The sequence below is a fragment of the Holdemania filiformis DSM 12042 genome, assembly GCF_000157995.1.
Classification (GTDB): Bacteria; Bacillota_I; Bacilli_A; order Erysipelotrichales; family Erysipelotrichaceae; genus Holdemania; species Holdemania filiformis.
On sequence record NZ_GG657553.1, the window covers coordinates 226,549 to 243,257 of the forward strand.

Consider the following 16,709-nt stretch of genomic DNA (forward strand, 5'->3'; position numbering starts at 1 on the left):
TGATCCAGCCCGTTCTGCATCTCATCTTGACTTTTCCGGACTTGTTCAAGGTAGTCTTCCGCCGAAACGGTGTTCAGCCGGTGACCGCGGAACATCGAATTGATCAGCTGATCCAGATCTTTTTTTTCATTATCCTTCGCCATGGGCTGCCCTCTAGTAGACTTTCAGTGCGGCCGCAAGCCGGTCGCTGATCTCTTCCATCATTAGATCACGGGATTGTTTCAATGCGCGGGCAACGAGCTTCAGACCGTCGTAATAGCCCTCGTCATATTTATTGCTGCGCTGGCGCGTGTTCTGTTGATAATATTTGCGGATTTCCTCGTCGACGATCTTTTCATACATCATCATATCATTCTGATTGATGGCCATGCGGCGCAGATAACGCTGAACTGCATCCTGGTGGCCGTCGCGATAATAGCCGCGCTGACGGGGAGGATACACGATGTTTTCCAGCATCTCCCGCACGTACTCATAACGGGTGCGGTAGCGGCCGTGACGGCGATGCACGGCGGCGGTCACCGGACGTTTGCGGGTCCGGCTGTTGCCGCTGAGGCCTTCCTGAATCTCGCCGCTGATCAGATCGCTCATCGTATCGTAGCCCTGTTTGCGGGCTTCTTCGTTGATCGTTTCACGCACCATCTGACCAAAATCGGCAAGGTTGGTGTTCATGAAATCTTTATCATTGAAATGTTTATCGAATAAATCGTCTAAATAATCGGTGTTTTTGCGTTTCTGACTCATGGATTCACCTACTTTCTGACGCTCGACAGCGTGCCTTCCTGAACCAGTCCGTCTTTTTTCAGCAGTGCTTCCAGCGTGGTCATATCGGCGGATAAACTCATCAGATCATCTTCCGCCATCGTTGCGCTGATCGTTTTCATCGCTTCGTTAATCAGGATAATCGTCTTGTTCAGGCGATCCTCAGCTTCCTGGAAATCTTCATGGTTGGCCGCAGACTGGCCGATATTCTTGTAATTCTCCAGAATATCCAAGAGGATCGGCAGATAGTATTGGTAAAGCTTGTCGAGCTTGTCTTTATTTTCCGGGAATTTTTCCTCGGCGATCGCCAGGTGTTTCAACAACGCGCAGGTCTGATACAGACCGTTGGTGATCGATTCATTGGCGATCTCGGTATTCAAAGCGTTGATTTTTTCAATGTAAGCTTCAGCCCGGTCGAGTTCCGGCTGTTCCGGCTCCGGCTGCGGGGCGGCCGGTTCTTCTTTCGGGGCAGCTTCCGGTTCCGGGGCGGCTGCGGTCCGCGGTTTTTCTTCCGGCTGCGGCTGCTTGGCGAATTCCACCAGTAAGCGCAGGACCTCGTTATACAGCCGCGGGTAACGCTCACCGAACTCGTCGAGCGTGCCGATACAGTCGTCGTCTTTCAACAGGATTAAATTGCGCAGTCCGGTATATTCCGCTTTTTCCGGCCGCAGACTGATTTCTTCCAGCAGCGGCAGCTTTTCATGCGTGCGAAAATAACGGCCCAGCGCTTCGTTCACCAGATCGCTCTGCCGGCCTGACAGGCGCGTACGGCTTTGTCCGGAAGAAGAACGCCGGCGCACGGTTTCTCGTCCTTCGTTATTCTTCGTCACCGACTTATAAATTATAAAAAAGATAATCAACGGAAAAAGCAGGCCGCTGAACATCCCGCCGAATCCAAAGATGATCATAAAAAACAACACCGGAAATATCCAGGAATTTCTCATTTTGTTCCCCCTTGCCCAAGTTCTGGAGCTTTAGTCTGATTTTATAAACTCGCGTTTATTATACCATGATTTAAAACGCATGCGCGGGAAATCTTTCATGCTTACACCGCTTCAGTCCACGCTCAAGGAAAAGATTGGAAAAGCGGCCTGAAACAGGCCGCCCGCAAATCTCAATCGCATGTAAAATCAAGCGGAAATCCATAAACATCCTCTGATAGAGGTTGTCATCGATTCCTTCCGGAAGTTATTTCTATAACGTGGCCAGCCAGTCACCGATCTCCCGGATCAGCTGTTCCCCGGCGCCCTTTTCAAACGGGCTGCTCATCGCTTCGTAGAATTGCTGGTCAAAGGCGTTTTCATCCGCCATATACAGAGAATACCCGTTCGTATACCCGATGAATTCCGCGTTCCAACGAGTCTTCACCGGATTGCTCAGCTTGCTGAAAAGCTCGACCGGCACGGTGATCAAATTAACAGAAGGCAGCCGGATACAGGAAACAGACAGCGGAATTTCACGCAGACCGGAAGCGTTGCGGCAGGACAGTAAATTATTCTCCGCGCCTTCTTTCAGTGATTCCAACAAGCGCAGCGCCTGCGCGTCAGCTCCTTCACGGCGCGCCTGTTCTACCTGAGCACTCAAAGTTCTGACCTTTTCTTCCGCAACCTCAACCGGATCGAGGACCTTAGCCTTTACTCTGAAGGTGTTCTGATGAACGCTGAGCGTCAGACTCTCACCTGGGGACAACGGTTCCGGCTGATTCAGCAGCGTTTTCAATTGATCAGCCGCCATCCGCGCCAGACGTTCCATTTCCGCAAAGCTGGATTCCCGGCGGGTGAACCGCGTGCTCATATCGCCGCAGCTGCCGTTGACGAAAGCAACCAGTTCCGCATCCTCAAAACAAGTTTCCAAAGCGCCGGGGAAATCCGCGCTCAACATCAGATTCTCACCGTTGAGCACCGTCGGATGACAGGCCATCCGCGTCCACAGACAGCGTTTTTGATCCTGCGTGATCAATTCCAGAAGAAAAGCATCCTGATCGCTCGGCAGCTTCGGGTCATGCCGGTCCGTCCCTAATCCGCTGACAGTCCCGCGCAGAATCCGCCATTCAAACGGCTGCTTCCGCGTCCGCAGCCGTTGAACCCCATCCGCGATGCGCCGGGCAGTTTCCGTCACATAACAGGCGTTATAATCGCCAAAGACGGGATCCAATCCCTTTAAAATGCCCTGATCGCAGCGCACAGTGCCGCAGGGGCCGGAATGGGTGTGCGTCGTAGAAAGAATCAGATTTGGGGTATGAATCCCGGTTAACTCCGCAATCTGTTGGTAAAGCATAGCGTCCGCCGCGCACCAGTCGATTTGGACCCACAGCGTTTCCTGTTCCCCGCTGAACAAAAGCAAACGGGCATAAAGTGGATCATGGGCGGTCTGCGCCCAGCGGACCTTGCCGAAGCCGGAAAGCCGGACGGGAAGCGCCGGGGTGACGTCGATTTTTTCAAAGCTGACCTGCATTGTCATACATGAGTTTCCTCCCTTTTCCTTAGTCTATCATGGAGGTCTGCTTGTGTCGAATAAATTATTCATAATTTATATGAAATTATAGAATTTATTATTTTTCCTTGATTAATCTTTCCCTGTATTGTTGTTTTTTTAAGTCTTTCCAATCCAACGCTCATTTCTATTGCGATCATCGCAAAAATTCTGCTCAACAAAAAAAACAGCCATGGATTAATTTCCCATGACTGTCAATTTGATTTTCAGATTAAATGCTTCTCCACAGCTCGCTGTACGAGATGAACGGAATTTCATCGGCGTTGATCTTCGCCTGATTCCGCTGTTTTTTGATATTGCCTTCATGTACGTTCTGAAGCATATCTTTATTGACCATATACTGAACATAAACGACCTTTTTCAGTAAGAACCAGCGGACGACCAGCGAATAGATCATCGCTTCCTTATCTTCCGCTTCCCGCAGTTCTGTTTCTGCATTTTCCTTTACCGCTTCGGCTTCATCCAGCGCGTCCTTCTTCAGCTGTTCATAGTTGGAGAAACGATTGCGGTCCGCTTCCCGCTGCAAAGCGCCGGCCTTGACGCTGAACAGCTTGCGGAACGTTGCCAGCACGCCGTCGACACTCTCGGCAGTGACGGCCACCAGTTCATTCTTGCAGTCGGCTAAGAAGCTGTAAGGTTCAGTCAGCGTGTAATAGAGACCCTTGGCATACAGATAGCTGCGGTCGCTGTGCTGAACTAAAATCAGAGCGCGTTCCGCATCATCCTGCTTGCCGTAAATGATCACCGGGCAGATCACCGGATGTCCCTGCAGCTTAAACGCGTCCTTATACCGGATGATCTGATTGGAAATGACCTGCCGGTTAATATCGGCGCGCAGATTAACGCAGATTTTCAGATCATGATTCTCTTCAAACAGTGCATGCAGGATATCCTTCATCGGCTGATCTTCGGAAGAATCAATCACTTCCAGATAATCTTCCAGGTAGCCGTTGAAGTCGCACAGCTCCCCCTCTTTTCTGACATCTTTAATTTCTTCTAAGATTTGATAAATTGCCATTTTGCTTGGTCCCCCTGTTTCAGTTTCTTCTATATCTGTTTTATCACAATCGGCCGATAAAAAAAAGTAAAATTTGTCCCTAAGCTGTAAAAACTGGCAAAAACATGATGTTTAGCTACTTGACATTGCAAGGTAGTAGGTTTAGCATAGTAATCAGAAGGAAGGATCGCCATGAACGCACAATTTAAAAAAGGCGTGCTTGACCTGGTTGTCATGGTCGTCGTCAGCCAGCACGATATCTACGGCTACGAGCTGGTCAAGCGGGTCTGCCAGGTCGTTGAGGTCAATGAAGGCACGATTTATCCGCTGCTCAAACGCATGACCAATGAGAAATACTTTGAAACCTACCTGGTTGAATCGACGGAAGGACCACCGCGCAAATATTACCGCATCACCGCGCTGGGACTGGCGACGATGAATGAGTTGAAAACCGAATGGCTGGCATTCTCCAAGCAATTAAATCTTTTCCTGGAAGGGGGAAATCACGATGACGAAGAAAGAATTTCTTGAAAAATTAGAACATAAGCTGCATCTGCTCAAACGCGATGAAATCCAGGATATCCTGGACGAATATTCAGGCTATATCGACAACAAGTTGCAGGAAGGCAAAACCGAGGATGAAGCGGTCGCCGACTTCGGCAATCTCGATGATCTGGCGCGGGAAATCCTGAGCGCTTATAAAATCGACGCCAAGTATACCCGGGATTCAAGCCGGGATATTATTGATAACGTTGTCAATGTCATGACTCAGGGCATCGATTCAGCCGTCAGTTATTTTACGCAGCATTTCAATGATCTCAGCATGGAAGCTGTGATCCGGCTGATCGCCTTGATTTTGATCGCCCTGGTCGTCGTCGGTCTGATGAAAATTCCGTTTTCCTTGTTGGAAACAATCCTCGTCAGTCTGTTGCGCGCCATCCTTCCGGGCTTTTTAGCGGCCACGCTGAACTTCTTCGTTCGCCTTACAATCAACCTGATTTATCTCTGCCTGGTCGTCCTGGTGCTGGCGAGTTTTATTTCCCAGGGATTAGAAAACAAAGAGATCACACTCCGGGATTTGTTTAAAAAGCCGCTCGTGTTCGAATTCGGCAGGCGTCATGACGATGCCTGCTCACCCCAACGCCGCGCCGCACAGACCGTAAATTCTGACGCTGAGGCAAAAGAAAAGGTCGAACGACAAAAAGAAGCGGAGGCTTTCGATCAGGCAGAAGCAGCGGAAGCGACGGTGGATCAGAATCTCACGGAAATAACTGAATCGTTGGAAGAAGAGGATCTGGAGGAACGGATTCTGGAAGAGCCGATCGATCCGCTGATTCAGCCGCGCACGCATTACCCTTATTATAATAATGAGGAAAAAACAAAGAAAAAACATGGCTGGGGGATTGGCAAGGCGGCAGCCTGGCTGATGATCGGGATCGTGCAGCTGATCACGCTGCTGATTCTGATTCCGTTTGGGCTTGGCGAATTTGTCTTCTGTTTTGGTTTCGGCTTGCTTGTCTTCCTGTTGTTTCAGGGAGCGAAGTTGTGGGGACTGACGTTGATCTGCCTGGGTCTGATCGGCATTTTCCAGGCAATCGTTTCGGGGTTGTGGCGGATCGTAAGACCGGCGACGAAGAAACGGCCGTACCTGATCGCCTTGATCGCCAGCGTGATCCTCACCGGCATCGGTGTTCCGCTGATGATGATCGAATTTTCCAGCTATGAGGAAGTCCCGGTCCGTCAGGATTTTCCGGAGCTGTTCCAGCCGCAGACAATTCATTTAATGCAGACGGATGAGCTGGACCGCGTCTATTTATCCTTCCATTTTGACGAAGTGGTGTTCCGTGAGAATCCGAAACTGAGTTACGGCAGCCTGCAGCTGATCCTGCCGCCAGGGAACTATGAGCAGCGCTACAATGATCTGCCGGATCCGCCGGACTATGAATATTCCAAAACGGTAAATATCGTCTCCACGCAGGAAGGTGCAGGCGAATTCCGCACCGGCCTCGAAATTTTCCTGCGTGGCCTGCGTGAAGGAAAATGGTATCAGGATGATCAAGACTACGGCATGGGTCATGTGTTAATTGTCGAAGCATCCCAGCCGACGCTGAGCCAATTAACGATGGATGAGAATCAGACCGTTTTGCATATTAATCCCTGACAGACGAACCTCAAATTCGTCTGTTTTTGCGTTTTCAGGCAAGTTCTGGCTTTTGCGGCGAACGGGCTTCTATGATAAAATGAAGCATATTGAAAACAGCGGAGGCGATCGTCATGAAAATACCAAATTTGCTGGCGCCGGGATACCTGCACAGTGTGTTGATCAAAGCGAAGATCAAAGAACAGAACAGCCGCTTTCTGACCCATTACGCGGCCGGTACGGTATCCGGACTCATCCGCGCGGAAGCGTTGGAAAATGAAAACGAAACGCGCGACAGCCTGATTGCTTCGCTGCGGATTCAGGGAGCGGAGGATCGCTGCCGGGTTTATCGCCGCATGGTGCGTTATCCGGATTTTCACCGCCAGCTGATCGCCTTTCACCGGCTGATGCAGGATTATGGCTTAACGCTGGAAGAACTGCCGGAAACGACCGAAGGTCAGCGCGAGTTGAAAACATTGCTGAGCTTGATCCGTGATCTGCCGTTTTCGCACAGTTCGGAAATTCGGTTCCTCAACGAACTTGCAACGCAGGATTTCAGCGGTATCGAATGTACGCCAGGCTGGGTGGAGGATTTGCATCAGCAGTGCCTGCTCGATCAAATGAGAGCACGCGGACTGCGAATCCGTCCGCTGCCCTCGGCGCAGCCGCGGACGACGCGGTTTTATAAAGCGCTGAACTCACGCCAGGAAGCGGAGGGTGCAGCTCAGCTTATCTTACACGAAGAATGGAAGCCGGAGGAAGTCATGATCATCCTGTGCGACAGTCAGCGCGACGGGAGTCTTGTGCGCTCCGTCCTCGCCCGCTACCAGCTGCCTGCCGCTCAGGTCTCTTATCAGAAACCTTCGAAGATCCTGCGGTGTTTTGATGCTTTCGTGGCACTGACCCGCGCGCCGTCGATCGAAGCAGTGCTGAAGACGCTGCAGCTGAAAGCCTATCCGGTGTTGATTTCAGAGGCCTATGTTCAGTATCTGACACAGTTTGTTTTTGATCAGAACGACCTGTGCGAGCCAGTCTTTACGCATGTGCAGCGGGCGTTGGAAACCAACACGTTACTGAATACGATTGAAAAAGAAAATCTGCTGCGGCTGGAAGCACAGGCCCAGAGCGTGCATGAACAGCTGCTGCCATGGCTGCTGCCATTGCTGGAAGACGTACCACTGAGTGAAAAGCTCAACCGCTGTTACGAGCTGCTGCGCCAGCATTCATGCTTAAGCGACGAATTGGAGCGGCGGGCGTTATTGAATTTGAAAACGACGCTGGAAGACTGCTGGGATTTGCTGGAACAGCCGGAAGCCCTCGACATGCTGATGGCGCTGCTCGCGCAGAAAAAGCTGGAAATCAGCGAAGAAGTTGATGGCCGGATCGCGATCACCGATCTGAAACACCCGCTGCCGGCTCGTCCGCTAACCATTCTTTTCGGTGCGGATCAGAATAGTTTCCCGGGAAATATCGCCTACGCCGGAATCTTTGACGAGGATTATCTGAAGACCACGTCGATGCCGTCGCAGGCGGATCGCTACGATCACTATACAAAGCAGCTGGAATGGATCTATACCAGCGCTTCGCATTGCCTGATCTATTCGTATGCCGCAGGCAACTACGAAGGCAAAAGCTGGGACGTCGCATTTGAAATTGAACAGCGCGCCGCTTCCCGCGCCGTGCTGTGGCCGTTAATTCAGAATGAAGTCTATTCCGATCAGCGGCATCAGCTGACGCCGGAAACCGCCCGCCGGCTGTTTACGCCGGATCATGTGCTGCGCGGCAGCATTTCTTCCTTTGAAACCTATTTTCAATGTCCATACGCTTACTTCCTTAAAAGTGGTCTGCGCCTGTCCAAGGGCAGTCTGACAACGGTGAACGCCGCGATCGTCGGTACGATTCAGCACGCGCTGCTGGAACAAAGTATTCAGACCTGGGGTAAAGATTACGCCAAGCTGAATGAAACAGAGATGACCGCGATCCTCAGCCCGTATTTCCAGCAGCTCCACGATTTGTTTCCTGACCAACAGGCCGAAATTGATCAGATCCAGCGGCGCATGCAGCTGAACTTGACCCAACTGCTGGAGGCATTGGCCGCGATGGAGGAAAATACTTCGTTTGCACCGGCCTACCAGGAATACCGTTTTGAAGAAGATCTTCTGGAAACCGGCGGCATTACCGTGCGGCTGAAGGGGATTATCGACCGGATTGACACCTGTCTTGGCGATCTGCGGATTCTCGATTACAAAAGCTCTGCCAAAACACTCAGCGAATCCAAAGTTAAAGCCGGGCTGCAGCTGCAGCTGTTAACCTATTTGATCATCGCCGTCCGCAAGCTCAGGCTGAATCCTGCCGGGGCTTATTACTGCTCGTTAAAAAATGAAACGATCAGCGTCAGCGAAGCGTCGCTCAACGGCCGGCGCATGGAAATTGAAGACGTTGAGCGCGATGCCTGGATGAGCGAATTACAGAGCAGTCATCAGCTCAAAGGCTGGACGATGAAGGATTGCGACGGGCTGGATTACGACGGCACGCATGTTCAGGGACTGACCTGCAAGGACGGTCAGGTCAAAGTCCGCAGCCCGAAGGACTTTGAAAGCGTACAGGCGCTGATTTTGGAGCTTTACGCGTTATTGACAGAACAGCTCAGCGCGGGCCGGATTGAATTGGATCCGGTGGAAGGCGCATGCCTGTTCTGTGATTTTAAACCTGTCTGCCGACTGCGCAAAGCACCGAAAAAGCCGGTCGCGCTCGTGGGCAAGGAGGAAGGAAAGGAGGTGCGGGATGGCAATTCAGTGGAGTGAGGAACAGCTCAAGGCAATTCATACGACCGACCATAACATTCTTGTTTCCGCCTCTGCCGGCGCGGGCAAGACAACGGTCTTAGTCGCGCGGTTAATGAAGCGGATGCTGGAGGATCACATCAGCATCGACCGCATCGTCGCGATGACCTTTACCGAAGCCGCGGCGAGTGAAATGAAAAAACGTCTGCTGCAAAGTTTGAACGATAAGCTGCAGGAACCAGATCTGGACGAAGCTGAAGCGCAGTATTGCCGGCAGCAGCTGATTCTGCTGCAAAGTGCGCATATCAGCACGATTCACTCGTTCTGTCTGTCAATCATCAAGGCCGACTATGCCCTGATCGGATTAAACCCGGCCCGCATCCAGCATATTTTTGACGACGCAGCGCTCGCCCAGATGAAGGATCAGGCGTTTACTCAAGCCTGCCGCCGTCAGATGGCGCACGATCCCGATTCATTTACGACGCTCCTGCAAACCTTCTCCAGCCGCAGTGAAGACGTTTCCGAGCTGAAAAAAGCCGTGCTGTCCATCGCGGCTAAAGCCTCCGGAGCGCAGGATCCCCAAGCCTGGATCCAAGCCGCCGCCGAAGCCTATGCGCCGATTGCACGGCTTGATCAGCTGCCGTCTCCAATAAAAGAAGTTTTCTTTGAAAGCTGCGCTGTAGAAGCCGGACGGCTGGAAGACTGCGCCGTCCAGATGCAGCGAATTTTATATGACGCCTATCCGGACAAAGAAAAACAGGCGAACGAGGTTCTTTTATTCCTCGGCAAGCTGACGCCGGCAATTCAAGCCGCAAAAAATTACGATTACCGGGAATATCGCCGCGCGCTATTCGGCGCAATCCAGACCAAGATCAGCACGCTGAAAGACGCCCTGGATTTCAACGCGCTGCGCAAACAGCTCAACGCACTGGCAAAGGATCTCGTCAGCCGAACCTATTCCGAGGAAACCCTGCTTTCCGACCTGGCATTAACGTATACAATCATCAAGCCGTTAACCGCGCTGACACTCGATTATCTTGCGCTGTATGCCGAGCTGAAGGAAACACAGGGAGGCATCGACTTTGACGATATGGAGCATTTCGCGTATCAGATTTTAACCGCGGAAAACAAGCTGGCCGCAAAACGATACCAGGAACGATTCGATGAAATCATGGTCGACGAATTTCAGGATTCCAATGATCTGCAGAATGCGATTATCAACTTGATTTCCCGCGGCGCAAACGTTTTCCGCGTCGGGGACGTTAAACAGTCGATTTACCGGTTCCGCGGCGGAAAACCGCAGATTATGCGCGATCTGATGAACGATGTCCGGCCTGAGAACTGTTTTATCCACCTTTCCAGCAATTATCGTTCCAAGCAGATGATCGTCGATTTCAACAACGATCTGTTTCTGCGGCTGATGAACATTCCCGGCTGTTCCGATCAGTACACCGACCATGACTGCGTAAAAACCGGCGCTCCGGCTCAGAAGCAGGATAACTATCCGGTTGAATTCCATGCGTTAATGACCAAAGCGCTGAAGGAACAGGATGAAGGCGCGGAAAATCTCGCCGCCAACCAGATCAAAGCGCAGTACATCGCCCAACAGATCTTAACAAGGCATGAAACCTCTGATTTCCGGCAATGGAAAGATTACGTCGTGCTCGTGCGTTCCCACGCGGTCAAATCCCATTTAAAACAGGCCTTCGATCAGGCAGGCATTCCCTACTACATTGACGCAAAAGCCGGATTCTATCAATCGGAAGCCATGCAGATCCTGCTCTCCTGGTTCCGGATTCTGATCAATCCCGCTGATAATTTATCGTTAACCGCCGTTTTGTCTTCTGACTTTTATCAAGCGGACGACGAGGAATTAGCACGGCTGACCCTAAAACGGGAACGCCGGCCGATCTTCGAGATTCTGAAGGAAGAACATCATCCGCTGGTCGCCGATCGGCAGCGGCTGAACGACATCGCGCAAAAGCAGGGTTTATGCGCCTTACTGGACGCGCTGTTTCAGATACATCACTTCTATGAAGAACATTGCACCGCACAGCAGCGAACCAACTGCGATCTGCTTCGCCAGAAAGCGGAACAATACAGCGCTGAGCATTCTGATTCGCTGACCGGCTTTCTCGCGATGATCGACCAGGTGAGCGAGGAAAAAACCTCTGAAGCGATTCCCGTCGGCAATGAGGACGACGTTGTCAAAGTCATGACTATTCACCAGTCCAAGGGTCTGCAGTTTCCTGTCGTCTTTTACTGGGCGAGCAGCCGGATCGACATTATGGATAAAAAAGAAACGTGCATCGCGGATGCGGATCTGGGCGTCGGTCTGCCGGCGCTGGAGCTGCCGTGGCGTTTTAAGCGCCCAACCGCAATCCGGCAGGCGATCGAATACAAAATCACGCTGGAAGAATTGGAAGAAAATATCCGGATTCTCTACGTAGCCCTGACCCGGGCGCAGAATCAGATGATCCTGGTCGATACGGTCAAAGGCGAACTGCCGCATAAGCCGGTAACAATGAACACGCTGCTGGATCGCAAAGGGACGACGGATCTGATTTTATCCGCCATGTGCGAAAGTGACTCCCACTTCTGGAAGGTTCGGACAATTGAAGACCGCTGGGAGGTCCAGCAGCTTCAGCGCCGCCGCAAAGAGGTCGTTTCCCTGCCGCGTTATACGGAAGAAAAGCCGCTGCCGGTCACCCTGACGCCTTCAGAGACAGAACAAACCGCGTATATTCCTGCGCTGTTTCCAAAGAGTAAGGCTGTTCGGCCAGCCCAGCGAGGCATCCAGCTGCATGAAGCGGTGGAACGCCTGCCGGAGGGGGAATGGACAGAAAGTCTAATCCGCTCACTACTTCCTGAAATTAAGCGGGCCGATCTTCTGCTTTTGCTTCAGCTGAACAAGCAGCCGCTATTTGAGCGCTGTCAGAAGATGTCCGTAGATAAAGAGCTGTCCTTCGCGGTTCTTTCCGGCAATGAGTTTATCCAGGGACAGATGGACTATGTAGCGCAGGATGAAAATGAAGTCATTTTGATCGATTTCAAAAGCGACCGCCATGCCCAAGCCGATCAATTAAAAACGTTGTATGCCCGGCAGATTTCAATTTATCTGCGATGTCTTCATGAAATGATTCCGGATAAAACGATTCATGCCTATCTGTATTCGTTTGATCTTGATCAGTTCATCGAAATGACGCCTGAAGCTGAATTGGCAGCTGCATAAAAACAGAACTAAAGAAAAAGCGATCTGATCATCCAGCTTCGCTTTTTTCATCTTTGTAAACTCAAACTCATAGGAACGAATTACATTTTTCCCAATTCATTAGAATGTCGCCCAGCGCTCAAGGATCGTTTCCTCCAGGGTCATTTAAGCTATCAGAGAATACCCGCCTTCACCCTGCGGATCATCAAAAATATTCTTTTATCATATTCACATGGATCATAAAAATAAATTATAACATGGAATAGTAACTGTTTTTTAATTTTGAATGATCACTGCGAAATTCATTGTTTATCGTCGATTTTTAACCAAAGCATTCATAAAAAAGCCAAACATTATATCACTTTTTCTAATTTGTGCGCGTTTTTGAATGATAACTCTGAATTTCACTGTTTATCGCCTATTTTCAAGAATATCATTCAAAATTAAGCGTAAAAATAAGAGCTAATATTATAACACATTTTAAATCCTTCACACGTTTTTGAACGATTGCACAGAATTTTGTCATTGATCATTAATTTTCGAGGAAATCATTCAAAAAGACCCCGGCTGTTTTCAGCCGGGGATAATCAAATTAACCGATTAAACTATCAATCAAGGACTGCGCCTGTTTCCACGCCGATTCAAATGACGAACGGAACAGGACAACCGGTCCGAAAGTTTCGTATTCCGAAGGTTCAATCGCATGCAGACAATAACTCTTACGGAAATCCGGGAGCTTTTCAAGCAGCTCATCCAGAACAGCAGGCGGCGTCGGCTGGGCAAACCGCTCGATCACCGGTGGATTCTGATCGATCAATTGATCGGCCGTCCCCTTCCAGTTAATCGTAATGCAAGCCTGAGCGCCCACCATCTCTGTGAAATGATGCAGTCCCCGGGCGCCGCCGCCGATGAAACCGACATTGGGATATTGGGCCCGGGTCATCACATAGGTCTTTTTCGCGGCCGCAATACCGGCCTGAAACAACACATCCGATGCGATGGCAATCTCCGTTTCCTGTGCCGTTGTATGCAGATATTCGTCCAGAATCCCCGTGATATGCGAGTAATAGATCGGAGCCTTCCTGATGCAATATTTTGTCGCTTCCGTATAAACCCGGCCGACATCCATCGCCTGACGAACCGACATCACCTCCGTCGCATTGATCGGCACGCCCTGAGCCGCCAGAATACCGATCGCTTTCAAACCTTCTTCCGTAACAGGAATCTTAATCATGATATTCTCGCCTGCTTCCCGATTGAACAACCCGGTTTTTACAATCGAATCGCAATCCTCATGGAAGGGATCTCCCTGGATACTGACATATCCCCATCGCCCCTGCGACTGTTGATAAAGCGGTAAAAAGAGTTTGGCAATGCGGCCGACCAGCTCCCGCTGCACGACGATCAAAATCTGATCCCGGGCAACACCCTGATCCCGCAGCCGCATTATTAACTGCTGAATTTCCGGCAGCTCGCTTTCCCGCTGCATCATCTTCCAGACATACGCCGGATTCTGCGTACAGCCGCACGCTCCTTCCGCCAAGGCCCGCTTCGCTTCTTCCTGCGTCACGTTGTTGATCCAGAACCGCGTCGGCGTCAGCTCATTCACTCTGTGAAAATAAGTTTTTTCTCCCATGAACTTCACCCTTTCTCCTGCAGCATCGCCCAGGCTCGTTCGATGCCTAAGCGTGGGCTGGTCAGCACCGGCGCTGGCATTTCATTTAGATAAGGAAGCAAGGTGATCATGCTGCCCTGTGCCAGCACAACGACGTCGTTTTCTGCCGCTGCCCGCCGAATCATCGCCAGAACGATCTGGTTGTGCTTATCCACATCCTTTTCTTTCATCAGAATATCCAGAGCCTCCGCCGCCAGATACTCCTGGACAACAACCTCTTTGCCCAGCCGCTGAGCCGTAGTCCGGATCAGATCACAGCTGGGTTTCACCGTAGAGGCTACCGTCGCGATTACGCCGATCCGCGTGCCCAGGCTCACCGCCTTTTCCGCCATCGGTTCATCGACCCTCAGCGTGGGAATCGCCGTACACCGGCTGGCGATCGCAAAGGCTTCCCCGACTGAGGAGCACTGGTTGAAGATCAAATCAACGCCTAACGATTCCGCTGACTGAACATAACGGCACATCCGGCTGATCACGGCCGGGGTGATCCCGTTGTTCCGCTTGACCTCCGCTAACAAACTGTCGTCGATGATGTTGATGATTTCCACCTCCAGCATGATCTCTTGACACAAGGTCGTCAGATCCTGCAGCGACACGGCACTGGTATGGATGATCGCCATCTTTTTCATAGATGTTTCTCCCAATAAACAGACGCTTTGCCGACGCTGCCGAACAATTCCATCTTGTGCCGGATGACCGCGCGCGCCGCTTCAAAGCCCTTCGGCATCAGAGTTGAGAACTTGAATTCGCCGGTTTCATTCATAATTTCGTTTAACTTGCGCGAATAAGCAGCCTTGTAATCACTGGCAATGTTGACCTTGCGGATGCCGATCTGACACGCCTGACGAATTTCCTCATCCGGATTATCTGAACCGCCGTGCAGTACTAACGGCACCGGACTGACCTGTTTTAATTCTCTCAACAAATCCAGCTGCAGCTTCGGCACGAAGCCCTCCGGATATAAACCATGCGAAGTCCCGATCGCGACCACCAGACTATCGACGCCGGTCTTCGCTGTGAAATCGACAACTTCCTCCGGACGGGTGTAAGTGATATGATCGACCCCGCCTTCATCGGAATAGTTCATAATCCCGATCGTTCCGACTTCCCCTTCGACAGAAACGCCGACCAGATGGGCGAGATCGACAACCGCTTTCGTCTGGCGGATATTCTCCTCATACGGCAGCTCTGAGCCGTCAAACATAACGGAAGTGAAACCCGCCTGGATCGCCCGCAGAATGTCCTGCAGCGTGCGGCCATGATCCAGATGCAGCACAAATGGAATTGGACTTTCCAACAGCCGTGTGCGGACATAGCTGTAAAATTCAGGGCCGCAGAAGTCGAGCTCATTCACAGCGATCGCAATGATCGTCGGCGCTTTCTGCGCTTCCGCTTCTTCCACGACGCAGCGGAAATTCGCGACCTCCGTGACGTTGAAGGCGCCGGCCGCGAAGTGATGTTCTTCCGCGACGGCTAGAAATTCCTGCATGTTCATTAACATGATAGATCCCTCCTGTTCCTGATCAGAACGTGATGTTGACTTCGGCGACTTCGCCGTCGTCAGCCTGCGTATAATCGATGCCGTAAGCTTCCTGGCTCGGTGTTAAACGACGCTTGAGAACAAACAACGCGACACCCATGATGACGCTGCCGATCACTAAAGCCGCGACGAACCCCAGCGGATTGGTAAAGGTCGGAATGACGAACCAGCCGCCATGAGCGACCGGACTCTCGACGCCCCACATCATGCACAGACCACCCGCAATTGAACCGCCCAGAACGCTGGACAGCACCACCCGCCACAGGTCGTTCATCGCCAATGGGATAACGCATTCGGTGATCATACATACCCCCATCGGGAAGCAGGCCTTCAGGTTTTCCTTTTCATCATTCGTATAAATCGGCTTGCGGAAAAGCTTGCTCAGCCCCCAGGCGATCAGCACACCCATCGGCGGAATCATGCACGCAACCATGTGGCACGCTTTCGGTCCATAAATTCCATCCGCCAGCATCGCCGTCGTATATAAGGAAACCGTCTTGTTGACCGGACCGCCGAAGTCGAACGCCGAACCCGCCGACATGACGAAGCCGTAGACAAACTTGGAACCGGTTGACAGATTCGCCAGAAACTGCGTCATCGCATCCATGAAATACGCGATCGGCGTCCCCAGCACGGTAAACATCAGCACGCCGCAGATCAGCGAAGCGAAGAACGGAATGATCAGAATCGGCATCAGGCCCTTCATCGAATCTGGCAGATGAATATATTTTTTCATGGCATTGACGACATATCCGACTAAAAACGCGCCGACCAATCCGCCTAAGAAACCGGCCTTGATTTCCGCGCTCACCAAACCAACGACCAGGCCCGGCGCAATGCCCGGCTTATCCGCGATGGAATAGGATATCGCGGCGCAGATGACCGGAATGATCATCGTGGACATCCCCAGATTACCGACCTTGTAGATGATGTAAGCGAAACTGCCGACGGCGTCCTTGACATTCGGACCGCCGAGAATGACGCCCAGTGCCTGGCACAGCCCGGCGCCGACAACGACGGGAACCATGAACGAGATCCCGGTCATGATGTGTTTCTTGATGATTTTCCAATTCATTAAATTCTCCCTCTTTTCTTTTTAAGCTGTCTTGTT

12 protein-coding genes are annotated in these 16,709 nt (G+C 51.4%); 4 read left to right on the top strand and 8 right to left on the bottom strand.

The genetic code is table 11. The annotated features are described in order from the left end of the window. Positions 1 to 153: 153 nt before the first annotated feature. The 4 genes from HOLDEFILI_RS03470 to HOLDEFILI_RS03485 all read right to left on the bottom strand — a co-directional run bounded on the left by HOLDEFILI_RS03470 (position 154) and on the right by HOLDEFILI_RS03485 (position 4,270). Complete coding sequence (locus tag HOLDEFILI_RS03470) at positions 154 to 741, bottom strand: hypothetical protein (protein WP_006058036.1); 588 nt, start codon at positions 739 to 741, stop codon at positions 154 to 156. Between the two features lie 8 nt (positions 742 to 749). Next, the gene (locus HOLDEFILI_RS03475; protein WP_006058037.1) at positions 750 to 1,703 is read right to left on the bottom strand and encodes a hypothetical protein; all 954 of its coding nucleotides are present in this window, start codon (positions 1,701 to 1,703) and stop codon (positions 750 to 752) included. 250 nt (positions 1,704 to 1,953) lie between these two features. After that, on the bottom strand, positions 1,954 to 3,219 hold the full coding sequence (locus tag HOLDEFILI_RS03480; RefSeq protein ID WP_006058039.1) for a hypothetical protein: 1,266 nt from the start codon (positions 3,217 to 3,219) through the stop codon (positions 1,954 to 1,956). 244 nt (positions 3,220 to 3,463) lie between these two features. After that, the gene (locus HOLDEFILI_RS03485; RefSeq protein WP_006058041.1) at positions 3,464 to 4,270 is read right to left on the bottom strand and encodes a hypothetical protein; all 807 of its coding nucleotides are present in this window, start codon (positions 4,268 to 4,270) and stop codon (positions 3,464 to 3,466) included. 171 nt (positions 4,271 to 4,441) lie between these two features. Between HOLDEFILI_RS03485 and HOLDEFILI_RS03490 the strand changes: the two genes are divergently transcribed. From HOLDEFILI_RS03490 to HOLDEFILI_RS03505, 4 genes are all read left to right on the top strand, one after another. Beyond that, the gene (locus HOLDEFILI_RS03490; RefSeq protein ID WP_006058042.1) at positions 4,442 to 4,780 is read left to right on the top strand and encodes a PadR family transcriptional regulator; all 339 of its coding nucleotides are present in this window, start codon (positions 4,442 to 4,444) and stop codon (positions 4,778 to 4,780) included. After that, on the top strand, positions 4,758 to 6,410 hold the full coding sequence (locus HOLDEFILI_RS03495; RefSeq protein ID WP_006058043.1) for a DUF1700 domain-containing protein: 1,653 nt from the start codon (positions 4,758 to 4,760) through the stop codon (positions 6,408 to 6,410). Before HOLDEFILI_RS03490 ends, HOLDEFILI_RS03495 begins: the two co-directional genes overlap by 23 nt. A gap of 113 nt (positions 6,411 to 6,523) precedes the next feature. Next, positions 6,524 to 9,193, top strand: a complete 2,670-nt coding sequence (locus HOLDEFILI_RS03500; RefSeq protein ID WP_039863818.1) for a PD-(D/E)XK nuclease family protein — start codon at positions 6,524 to 6,526, stop codon at positions 9,191 to 9,193. Next, a complete protein-coding gene (locus tag HOLDEFILI_RS03505; protein ID WP_006058045.1) occupies positions 9,174 to 12,404 on the top strand; it encodes a UvrD-helicase domain-containing protein in 3,231 nt (1,076 codons plus the stop codon). Before HOLDEFILI_RS03500 ends, HOLDEFILI_RS03505 begins: the two co-directional genes overlap by 20 nt. 571 nt (positions 12,405 to 12,975) lie before the next feature. Here HOLDEFILI_RS03505 and HOLDEFILI_RS03510 read toward each other — a convergent pair. The 4 genes from HOLDEFILI_RS03510 to HOLDEFILI_RS03525 are packed head-to-tail and all read right to left on the bottom strand — an operon-like array spanning position 12,976 to position 16,673. Continuing rightward, positions 12,976 to 14,019: a transaldolase family protein gene (locus HOLDEFILI_RS03510; protein WP_039863819.1), complete on the bottom strand. Its 1,044-nt coding sequence runs from the start codon at positions 14,017 to 14,019 to the stop codon at positions 12,976 to 12,978. A 5-nt stretch (positions 14,020 to 14,024) separates the two neighbouring features. Beyond that, on the bottom strand, positions 14,025 to 14,687 hold the full coding sequence (locus HOLDEFILI_RS03515) for an aspartate/glutamate racemase family protein (protein ID WP_006058049.1): 663 nt from the start codon (positions 14,685 to 14,687) through the stop codon (positions 14,025 to 14,027). Further along, the gene (locus HOLDEFILI_RS03520; RefSeq protein ID WP_006058050.1) at positions 14,684 to 15,559 is read right to left on the bottom strand and encodes a ketose-bisphosphate aldolase; all 876 of its coding nucleotides are present in this window, start codon (positions 15,557 to 15,559) and stop codon (positions 14,684 to 14,686) included. The genes HOLDEFILI_RS03515 and HOLDEFILI_RS03520 overlap by 4 nt, the downstream gene beginning before the upstream one ends. Positions 15,560 to 15,581: 22 nt before the next feature. Further along, complete coding sequence (locus tag HOLDEFILI_RS03525) at positions 15,582 to 16,673, bottom strand: PTS fructose transporter subunit IIC (protein ID WP_006058051.1); 1,092 nt, start codon at positions 16,671 to 16,673, stop codon at positions 15,582 to 15,584. Positions 16,674 to 16,709: the final 36 nt, after the last annotated feature.

What these genes read in the sequence shown, in the direction of transcription:
- HOLDEFILI_RS03495 (WP_006058043.1), top strand. Translation starts at nt 4,758, where the DNA reads ATGACGAAGAAAGAATTTCTTGAAAAATTAGAACATAAGCTGCATCTG.
- HOLDEFILI_RS03480 (WP_006058039.1), bottom strand. Translation starts at nt 3,219, where the DNA reads ATGACAATGCAGGTCAGCTTTGAAAAAATCGACGTCACCCCGGCGCTT.
- HOLDEFILI_RS03470 (WP_006058036.1), bottom strand. Translation starts at nt 741, where the DNA reads ATGAGTCAGAAACGCAAAAACACCGATTATTTAGACGATTTATTCGAT.
- HOLDEFILI_RS03510 (WP_039863819.1), bottom strand. Translation starts at nt 14,019, where the DNA reads ATGGGAGAAAAAACTTATTTTCACAGAGTGAATGAGCTGACGCCGACG.
- HOLDEFILI_RS03490 (WP_006058042.1), top strand. Translation starts at nt 4,442, where the DNA reads ATGAACGCACAATTTAAAAAAGGCGTGCTTGACCTGGTTGTCATGGTC.
- HOLDEFILI_RS03515 (WP_006058049.1), bottom strand. Translation starts at nt 14,687, where the DNA reads ATGAAAAAGATGGCGATCATCCATACCAGTGCCGTGTCGCTGCAGGAT.
- HOLDEFILI_RS03475 (WP_006058037.1), bottom strand. Translation starts at nt 1,703, where the DNA reads ATGAGAAATTCCTGGATATTTCCGGTGTTGTTTTTTATGATCATCTTT.
- HOLDEFILI_RS03505 (WP_006058045.1), top strand. Translation starts at nt 9,174, where the DNA reads ATGGCAATTCAGTGGAGTGAGGAACAGCTCAAGGCAATTCATACGACC.
- HOLDEFILI_RS03485 (WP_006058041.1), bottom strand. Translation starts at nt 4,270, where the DNA reads ATGGCAATTTATCAAATCTTAGAAGAAATTAAAGATGTCAGAAAAGAG.
- HOLDEFILI_RS03520 (WP_006058050.1), bottom strand. Translation starts at nt 15,559, where the DNA reads ATGTTAATGAACATGCAGGAATTTCTAGCCGTCGCGGAAGAACATCAC.
- HOLDEFILI_RS03500 (WP_039863818.1), top strand. Translation starts at nt 6,524, where the DNA reads ATGAAAATACCAAATTTGCTGGCGCCGGGATACCTGCACAGTGTGTTG.
- HOLDEFILI_RS03525 (WP_006058051.1), bottom strand. Translation starts at nt 16,673, where the DNA reads ATGAATTGGAAAATCATCAAGAAACACATCATGACCGGGATCTCGTTC.